Source organism: Roseiarcus sp. (assembly GCF_052145395.1).
Taxonomy (GTDB): domain Bacteria; phylum Pseudomonadota; class Alphaproteobacteria; order Rhizobiales; family Beijerinckiaceae; genus Roseiarcus.
This window is the reverse complement of the sequence record NZ_JBKQOT010000143.1, coordinates 1-9,717: the sequence shown is the minus strand read 5'-3', so window position 1 is coordinate 9,717 and position 9,717 is coordinate 1. Positions and strand designations below refer to the sequence as shown.

Genomic DNA, 9,717 nt, shown 5'->3' with positions numbered 1-9,717 from the left:
GCCGACAGCGTCAAGGCGATCCTGCCGAGCTTGAGCGCGAGCCTGCCTGCCGGGATCACGCTGAAGCCGCTGACCGACCGCACCATCACAATCCGCGCGTCCGTCAAGGACGTCGAGTTCGAGCTCGCGCTTGCGGTCGGCCTCGTGGTGATGGTGATCTTTCTCTTCCTGCGCAACATTCCCGCGACCATTATCCCGAGCCTGTCGGTGCCGCTGTCGCTCGTCGGGGCGCTCGCGATCATGTACGCCTTCGGCTTCAGCCTCGACAATCTGTCGCTGATGGCGCTGACCGTCGCCACCGGCTTCGTCGTCGACGACGCGATCGTGGTGATCGAGAACATCGCCCGATATCTCGAGGCGGGCGACAGCCCCTACGACGCCGCGGTGAAGGGCTCGGCTCAGATCGGCTTCACCATCATCTCGCTCACCGTGTCGCTGATCGCGGTGCTCATCCCGCTCCTGTTCATGGGCGACGTCGTGGGACGGCTCTTCCACGAGTTTGCGATCACGCTGGCGGCGACCATCGTCATTTCCGCCTTCGTCTCGCTGACGCTCGTGCCGATGCTGTGCGCCAAGCTCCTCAGGCCCACCGGTGGAAACGAGGCCAGCGGCGGACGACTGTTCCAGGCGCTGACCCGCTTCTACGCTTCGACCCTCCGCATCGTCCTCGACCATCAGGGAATCACGCTTCTTGTCGCGCTCGGCACCTTCCTGCTGACTGGGTACCTCTATGTGACGATCCCGAAGGGTTTCTTTCCCATTCAGGACACCGGCGTCATTCAGGGCGTGACCCAATCCTCAGAGGACGTGTCCTTCGAACGCATGGCTGAGCAGCAGCAGGCGCTCGCCAAGGCGATCCTTGCTGATCCGGATGTCGAGAGCCTCTCCTCGTTCATCGGCGTCGACGGAACCAACGTCACGCTCAATTCCGGACGCATGCTGATCAACCTCAAGCCTGAGGACGAGCGTAAGGCGAACGTGAGCGCGATCATCCGGCGCCTTCAGCAGGAGACGGCCGGGGTCTCAGGCATTTCGCTCTTTATGCAGCCGGTGCAGGACCTGACGATCGACACCGCGGTCAGTGCGACGCAATATCAGTTCACCCTGGAGAACCAGGACCTCGCCCTTCTGCAGGAATGGACGCCGAAGGTCCTGCAGCGGCTCGCGAAGGTCCCGGCAATCGTCGACGTGGCGAGCGACCTGCAGCCGAACGGACGGTCGGTGTTCGTCGACCTCGACCGCGGCAACGCCGCGCGCTTCGGCATTACGCCGGCCATCGTTGACAATGCGCTCTACGACGCCTACGGCCAGCGCATCATCTCGACCATCTTCACCCAGAGCAACCAGTACCGCGTGATTCTCGACATCGACCCGAAGATGACGCGCTCGCTCAATTCCCTGAACAACCTCTACCTGCCGTCCGCCTCGTCGACCTCGGGCCAGACGCCGCTGGATTCGGTGGCCAATTTCGTCGTCAAGCCGTCGCCGTTGCAGATCTCGCACCTGAAGCAATTCCCGGTCACGACGATCTCGTTCAACCTCGCGCCCGGCGCTTCGCTCGGCGCGGCGGTGGACGAGATCAACGCCGCTCTCATCGATATCGGCCTGCCCGCCAGCTTCGCCGTCAGCTACCAGGGCGCGGCGCAGGCGTTCCAGGCCGCGCTGTCGAATGAGGTGTTCCTGCTCGGCGCGGCGATCGCGGCGATGTATATCGTGCTCGGCGTGCTCTACGAGAGCTTCATCCACCCGATCACGATTCTGACCACGCTGCCGTCCGCCGGCATCGGAGCGCTGCTCACCCTCGAGGTCGCCGGGGCGGGGCTCGACATCATCGGCGTCATCGGCATCGTGCTCCTGATCGGCATCGTCAAGAAGAACGCGATCATGATGATCGACTTCGCCCTCGACGCGCAGCGCAACGAGGGTCTGCCGGCGCGCGAAGCCATCTATCAGGCCTGTCTCCTGCGCCTGAGGCCGATCCTGATGACGACGGTCGCGGCGATCTTCGGCGCGCTGCCGCTCATGCTGGGGACGGGCGTGGGCTCCGAGCTTCGCCACCCGCTTGGGTTCGCGATCGTCGGCGGACTCGCCTTCAGCCAGGTGCTGACGCTCTATACGACGCCGGTTATTTATCTGTTCTTCGAGCGGCTCGGCGAGCGGTTCGGGCTCGGCGCAACCGACTCTGCGCTGGCGGCGGAGCCGACGTGAAGAACCGTTTCTCCGAGATCTTCATCCGGAGGCCGGTGGCGACGACGCTGCTGACGATCGGGATTATCCTGGCGGGCCTGCTCGGCTACCGGCAACTACCGGTCGCGCCGTTGCCGCAAGTGGATTTTCCGATCGTCTCGGTGCAGGCCAACATGCCGGGCGCGAGCCCGGACACGATGGCGACCTCGGTCGCGGCGCCGCTCGAGCGCCATCTCGGCCAGATCGCCGACGTCAACGAGATGACGTCGCAGAGTTCGCTCGGCTCGACCCGCATCACTTTGCAGTTCGGTCTCGACCGGGACATCGACGGCGCGGCGCGCGACGTGCAGGCGGCGATCGTCGCCGCGCGAGCGGATCTTCCGACCAGCCTGCGCCAGAATCCGTCCTACCATAAGGTCAACCCGGCCGACGCGCCGATCATGGTCGTCGCCATGACGTCGTCGACCCATACGGCGGGGCAGCTCTACGACATCGCGTCCAACGTCCTGCAGCAGCGCCTGTCTCAGCTTCCGGGCGTCGGCGAAGTCGACGTGTCCGGCTCGGCGCTGCCGGCGGTGCGGGTGGAGATCAATCCGACGGCGATCTTCCGCTACGGCATCGGCCTCGAGGACATCCGCGCCGCGCTCGCCTCCGCCAACGCCAACAGCCCGAAGGGCGCGATCGAGGACGCCGACGCGCATTATCAGATCTACGCCAACGATCAGGCGACCAAGGCGTCGCAATATAGCGATCTGGTCATCGCCTACCGCAACAACGCGGCGGTCAAGCTCAGCGACGTGGCCGAGGTGGTCGATTCAGTTGAAGACCTGCGCAACGCCGGTCTGGTCAACGGTCAGCCGGGCGTGGCGGTGGTGGTGTCGCGGCAGCCCGGCGCCAACATCATCGACGTCGTCGACGCAGTGCAGGCCGAACTGCCGCGGCTGATCGCGTCTCTGCCAGGGGACGTGAACCTGACCGTCGCGGTCGACCGCTCGAAAACGATCCGTCAGTCGCTCGCAGACACGCAGAGGACGCTCGTCATCGCGGTCGTTCTGGTGATCCTGGTCGTGTTCGCCTTTCTGCGCAGCGTGCGCGCAGCGGCGATCCCGAGCGTCGCTGTGCCGACCTCGATCATCGGCACGTTCGGCGTGATGTATCTCGCCGGTTTCAGCCTCGACAATCTTTCGCTGATGGCGCTGACAATCTCGACCGGCTTCGTCGTCGACGATGCGATCGTGGTGCTCGAGAACGTGTCGCGCCATCTCGAGCAGGGTATGCCTCGCCTCGAGGCCGCGATCCTCGGCGCGAACGAGGTCGGCTTCACGGTTCTGTCGATCTCGCTGTCGCTGATCGCGGTGTTCGCGCCGCTGATCTTTTTTGGCGGAATCGTCGGGCGGCTGTTCAACGAATTCGCTCTGACCCTGTCGGCGGCGGTGATGATCTCGCTCGTCGTCTCGCTGACGACGACGCCGATGATGTGCGCGCTCATCCTTCCGCGCGAAACCGCGCGCCGACATGGCCGGCTCTATCAAGCCTCCGAGCGCATGTTTGACGCCGCGCTCGGCTTCTACCAAAGGACGCTCCGTGTCGCGCTCCGCCATCCGGCCATCGTGATGGCGACGCTGCTCGCCACGATCTGGCTCAATTACGACCTGTTCCGCTATCACATGAACTACGGCCTGTTCCCGGTCCAGGACACCGGGCTGATCATCGGCTCGATCCAGGCGGACCAGAGCATCTCGTTCCAGTCAATGGAGCAAAAGTTCAAGCAGCTGCAGACGATCGTGCAGGACGATCCGGCGGTCGCCAACGTGGTCGGCTTCACCGGCGGCCGGCAGACGAACTCCGGCTTCATCTACGTGTCGCTGAAGCCTTTTGTCGAGCGTAGGGTTACCGCCGACGACGTCGTGAACCGGCTGCGCGGCAAGCTCGCGCAGGTCGCCGGCGCCCGGCTGTTCATGGTGTCCGTTTCGGACCTCAGGACCGGCGGGAGGCAAAGCAACGCCACATACCAATATACGCTGCTCTCCGACGACACGGCCGAGCTCTACAAATGGTCGCCGAGGCTGACCGAGGCGCTGATGAAAAGCGACGTCGTCAAGGACGTCAATTCCGATCAGCAGCAGGGCGGGCTCGAGACCGACATCGTCATCGACCGCGACACGGCGATGCGTCTCGGGCTGACGCTGAGCGCGATCGACAACACGCTGTACGACGCCTTCGGCCAGCGGCAAGTGTCGGTCATCTACAGCGCGCAGAACCAGTATCACGTGGTGATGGAGGTCGCGCCGCGCTACTGGCAGGACCCGCGCGTGCTCGACAATCTCTATGTCTCGACCGCCGGCGCCAATCCGACCGGCACCCAGCAGACCGGCCTCGCGGCCGGGCTCTATACGTCGAGCACCGGAACGCAGAGCACGGCGGCGTCGATCGCCGGGGACGCCGCCCGCAATCTCGCCACCAATTCGTTGGCGGCGAGCGGCCATTCGAGCGCTTCGACCGGGTCGGCGGTCTCGTCCTCGGTCGAGACCATGGTCCCTCTGTCCGCCTTCGCCCGCTACGCCCCCGGCCACACGCCGCTGAGCGTCAACCATCAGGGGCTGTTCGCGGCCGCGACCATTTCGTTCAATCTCGCGCCCGGCAAGTCTCTGAGCGAAGCGCAGACGGAGATCGAGGAGGCGATCCAGCGCATCGGCATGCCATCGACCGTGCGCGGCGCTTTCGCCGGCACCGCCGCCACCTATCAACAATCGCAGTCGAATATGCCGATGCTGTTCGGCGCGGCGCTGCTGACGATCTACATCGTGCTCGGGATTCTCTACGAGAGCCTGATCCATCCGATCACGATCCTCTCGACGCTGTTCTCGGCGAGCGTCGGCGCGGCGCTTGCGCTCTGGCTGTTCGACACGCCGTTCACGGTCATCGCGGCGATCGGGGTGCTGCTCCTGATCGGCATCGTGAAGAAGAACGCGATCATGATGGTCGATTTCGCGCTGGAGGCGGGCCGGCAAGGCCTGAGCGCGCGCGAGGCGATCGAGCAGGCTTGCCTGTTGCGCTTTCGGCCGATCATGATGACGACCTGCGCTGCGATCTTCGGCGCCCTGCCGCTCGCCTTCGGGACGGGCGAAGGCTCCGAGTTGCGTCATCCGCTCGGAATCACAATTGTCGGCGGTCTGGTCGTCAGTCAGGCCCTAACCCTGTATACGACGTCGGTGGTTTTCATATATCTCGACTCGTTCGGCAAACTGCTGGGGCGGCTTTGGAATCGATACTACCTGCGCGTCACGCCGGCGCCGCTGCCGGAAGCTCGCTAGGGTTGCGCGGGGCGGCGTCAGTCGCCGGGCTTGCGGCCGCAGCGGCGCTCGCGGGCTGCGCTGCGGTCGGCCCGAATTTCCAGCGTCCCGCAGCGCTGGTCTCGCCGCAGTTTAAGGAGATCGCCGGCTGGAAGGTCGCGTCGCCGAAGGCGAGCGAGTCCAAGGGCGACTGGTGGAGCGTATTCCACGATCCGGAACTCAGCCGGCTCGAGGAAGCGGTGGCGATCTCCAACCAGACCGTAAAGTCGGACGAGGCCAACTACCGGGAGGCGCTCGCCCTGATCAACGAGGCGCGGGCAGGCCTGTTTCCGACGGTCAACGGTACGGGGTCGGCGACGCGCAGCTCGAGCGCCGGCACGACGCTCACCGCCGAGGCGTCAGGAACTTGGACACTCGACATATGGGGCCAGGTGCGGCGCGAGATCGAGGCGCAAACTGCAGGCGCGGAGGCGACTGCCGGCACGCTCGCCAACGCATTGCTCGCGGAGCAGTCGGCGCTGGCGCTCGCCTATGTTCAGGTGCGGTACTCGGACTCGCTCGAAGACCTGCTGACCCGGACCGTCGAGGAATACAAGCGCTCGCTGACGATCACCCAGAACCAGTATGCCGCCGGCACCGCGGCCAAATCTGACGTCATCACCGCCGAGGCGCAGGTGCTGAATGCCCAGTCGCAACTCATCGCCGCGGGCGTCACGCGCGCGCAGAGCGAGCACGCGGTCGCCGTGCTAATGGGCCGCCCGCCGGCGGGGCTTTCGATCCCGCGCGGGCTGCTCGCCACCCGCGTTCCCTCGATTCCGGTCAGCCTGCCCTCGGCGCTGCTGGAGCGACGGCCCGACGTCGCTGCGGCCGAGGAGACGATGCGGCAGGCCAACGCCGAGATCGGCGTCGCCTTCGCCGGTTATTTCCCGGCGGTGTCCATCTCCGGCCTCGTCGGCTATTCTGGCAATCCTTTCGCCGCGCTTTACGGCCCTTCCAATCCGGTCTGGTCGTTTGGCGCCTCGCTGGCTCAACCGCTGTTCAACGGCGGCCTGACCGGCGCGCAGGTCGAGTCGGCGCGCGAAACCTATGACTCGCAGGTCGCGACCTACCGCGAGACTGTGCTCACCGCCATCCAGCAGGTCGAGGACAATCTCGCAGGAATCCGAATTCTGTCGCAGGAGGTCAAGGTGCAGGCGGAGGACGTCCGGATCTCCCGGCAGGCGACCCAGATCGCGCTCAACGAATATCGCGCCGGCACGCAGGCCTTCACGGCCGTGGTCGTCGCCGAGGCCCAGCAGCTCACGGCGGAAGAAGCGCTGCTTGCGACCCAGGCGCAGCTCCAGACCGACTCCGTCAGCCTCATCGTCGCGCTCGGCGGGGGCTGGAGCCAGTCGAAGCTCCCGGACGCCGCAACGGACTCGGCGCTGCCTCCCGCCGCGGCCGCGTCAAACTGACAGGGCGTAACGGCGCGCGACAACGTCCGCGGCGAGCGCGTCGGCAACCGTGAGGACGCCGTTGTTGGCGGCGCGGGCGCTCTTGACCGCCTTGACGAGCGCCTCCGGTCCGTCGAACGGCTCGAGATCGCCCCCGCCGTTGGTCAGCCGCCTGCGCATCGCAGCCTGGGTCTCGTCATCGGCGAAGGCCACGGCCTGCATCAGCGCGACCGCGGGACGGGGAGCGTCCGAACAGCGCGCCAGCCGGTAGGCGTTCAGGAAACGCTTGGCCGCGCGCGGCGAGCCGGCGGCCAACGGGGCGAGGGCGGTGAGCAAGGCCGTCTCCGCGCTCGACAGCGGTTCGGCGAGCGCAGCCGATACCGCCGGGTCGAAGGACGGCGATGTCGGCTGTCCGTCGGTCGCGAGCAGGCGTGCGACCAGCCGCTCGCCGTCGACTCCCGCCCGGCTCGGCAGATTGACGACGACCTGCAGCCACTTGTCGAGGCGACGGCGGGCCTCGACGGGACCGCCGAGCGAATCGACAAGCCGCGCCGGATCGAGCGCCAGGACGCCGACTGCGCCCGAGCCGATCGCGCTCTGGGCTGCGTCGAGCCACGCAATCGCCGCCGCGGGCGGCAGCGCGTCGAGATTGTCGACGACAAAGACGAGCCGCTCCGGCGCGCCGGTCGACGGACCCTGGGTCACGCGCTCGCCGAGCGCGGCGAGGAACCCCCGCGCCGCCGCCGCGTGGCTGTGGGTCGCGTCGAGAAAATCCGGCCCTGGCGCGCGCGTCTGCGCCTTGCCTCCGGCGCGGCGTGCGGCCGCCTCGGCGCGCTTGGCCGCCGCGTCGGCGTCGGCGGAGAGCGCCGAGACCCGCTGGTTGAGCCGCCCGATGCGGTTGTCGAGGTCACGCCGGCGCTCGCGGACATCGAGGTTGAGGAGTTGCGCGCCGCGCAGCAAGAGACTGGCAAAGCCGATCGCCCGCCATAGGTTCAGCGCCAGAGCGAGGGCCCCGATAACGTAGAGGACCTTGGCCGCCGTCTCGAACCAGGCGCTGTGGGTCGACACCCAGTCCGTAGCTTTGGCCGCCGAGTCGGTGACGTAGGTCCCGGCCGCGCTCGGGACCTGGACCGCGCCCAACGCTTGCGGGCTGTGCGCCATATGGATCACGAACCCGAGCACGAATGCCGCGATCGCCCAGAAAAGCAGACGCCGCTGCCCGGGGTAGCCCCAGATCGAGCGCAGAGCGACGCCGATCCGCCCGCCCACTCCCATGCTGCCCATGTCGCGGACGAGGTCGCGATAGCTTGCGCCGGCGTCGGCGCCGGCGAGGTCGAACCGGCGCAGACGCGCGTCGATCGTGCCGCGACGCCCGCGGGCGAAGACGTCGACGCGCGAGCCGGGGGTTTCGAACAGGAGCGCGTCGGACAGACGGGCGCTGCGCGCCTCGATTTCGTCGCGCTGGGCGCGCTCGGCCTCGAGGCGGCGAACGATCTCGTCGTGGCGATCGGACGCCGCCTTCGCCGCCCGCAGCGGATCGTCGCCGGCGTGGGCCGACTCGTCGAGCAGAGCCGAGTAGTCGACGCCGCCCGGTTCGCGATCGAGCGCCGCATAGGCCGCGCTGGCCAGCGCGACCGGCGGTTCAGCGGCATTGGCGGCGTCGACGCGCGCGACGACGACCTGGGCGAGCGCGCCCGTTGTCCCCGCGAGCTTTTCGACGGCCTGCGCGAGGCGCTTCAAAGCAAAGCTCTTGCCCGTCCCGGCCGGGCCCACGATCGCGGCGAGGAACGGAGTCTGGACCTGGCTCGTCACGCAAAGCTGCGCCAGCGGCTGAACGATCCGCCCAGCGTCGAGTACGTCCGCGCCATCTGCAGCGTCAGACAGGAAGATCGGATCGGTCGACCGTTCGATGTGGGGCGGAGCGACCTCAACGGGCGGAGCCGCCGGGACGGACGTCTGCGGAACCGTCGTTCTGGCCGGCGCGCCGTCGCCGATGAGACGGACCCTGGCTTTTTCGCTGATCTCCGACAATCGACTCTCCTCAACCCCTTCGCGCCCCGGACGGCCGCGCCGCGCGCCTGTCTCGATTTGCTTGCGAGTACCGAGCGCCAACCCGTTCGCGAGTCAAGCGTTATTCGGTGAACCGCCCTTTGAGCGCCCTCCTTCGACAATTTCGCGACCGAAGGCCCTGTCCGCATTCAAAGGCCAGGTTTGTCAGGCGTCTGTAAACGTTACCAATGATGGCGGCGGCTGCGGTCTTCGTGGTCGCGCATGGAGCGCGAACACGAAATCATGATATGGCGCGCCGAAATCTCTCGATGGAGTCCGAACGTGTTCTCTTTCGCCCCGCCGACGCCCGAGTCCGCTCCGATCTGGTTCGTCGCTGCGGACGGATGGGAGGCCGTGAAGGCCTCCATCGGCGTCCCCGCCGTGGCCTTTGCCGAACGGTGCGGCTTCAAACCGAAGCCGGGTCGGCTGCAACTCGTTCCCGGCGAAGGGGGCGCGCTGGCAGGCGTCCTGTTCGGCGTCGATGCGCCGGACGCTCCTGGGCGGGATCCGTTCGCCCCCGGCAAGCTCGCGACGAGCCTGCCCGAGGGCGTCTATCATGTCGCCAATCCCCCGGCGGACGTCGGCCTTGCCGCGCTCGGCTTCCTGCTTGCGCTTTACCGCTACGACCGCTTCAAGGCCGAACCGACCCAGAAGCCGCGGCTCGTCGCTCCCGCGGGCGTTGACGCCGACAGGATCGAGAGGATCGCTGCGGCGGTCGCATTCGGCCGCGACCTCGTCAACGCGCCGGCCAACGT

4 protein-coding genes and 1 pseudogene are annotated in these 9,717 nt (G+C 67.2%); 4 read left to right on the top strand and 1 reads right to left on the bottom strand.

Annotated features, from left to right (window positions below; translation table 11 throughout):
* The 3 genes from ACLP25_RS04960 to ACLP25_RS04950 all read left to right on the top strand — a co-directional run.
* Positions 1-2,208: efflux RND transporter permease subunit (locus ACLP25_RS04960; protein ID WP_442468117.1), on the top strand; the 2,208-nt coding region annotated here is incomplete at its 5' end.
* Positions 2,205-5,501 (top strand): efflux RND transporter permease subunit, encoded by a 3,297-nt coding sequence (locus ACLP25_RS04955; protein ID WP_442468116.1) that lies wholly within the window; start codon positions 2,205-2,207, stop codon positions 5,499-5,501. The genes ACLP25_RS04960 and ACLP25_RS04955, both read left to right, overlap by 4 nt.
* A 2-nt stretch (positions 5,502-5,503) precedes the next feature.
* Positions 5,504-6,934 (top strand): efflux transporter outer membrane subunit, encoded by a 1,431-nt coding sequence (locus ACLP25_RS04950; RefSeq protein WP_442468115.1) that lies wholly within the window; start codon positions 5,504-5,506, stop codon positions 6,932-6,934.
* Here ACLP25_RS04950 and ACLP25_RS04945 read toward each other — a convergent pair.
* Entirely contained in the window at positions 6,926-8,944 is a 2,019-nt protein-coding gene (locus ACLP25_RS04945; RefSeq protein WP_442468114.1) for a hypothetical protein, read from the bottom strand. The genes ACLP25_RS04950 and ACLP25_RS04945 overlap by 9 nt on opposite strands.
* Positions 8,945-9,244: 300 nt before the next feature.
* Between ACLP25_RS04945 and ACLP25_RS04940 the strand changes: the two are divergent.
* Positions 9,245-9,717, top strand: a pseudogene (locus ACLP25_RS04940) (leucyl aminopeptidase family protein); the annotation flags it as partial.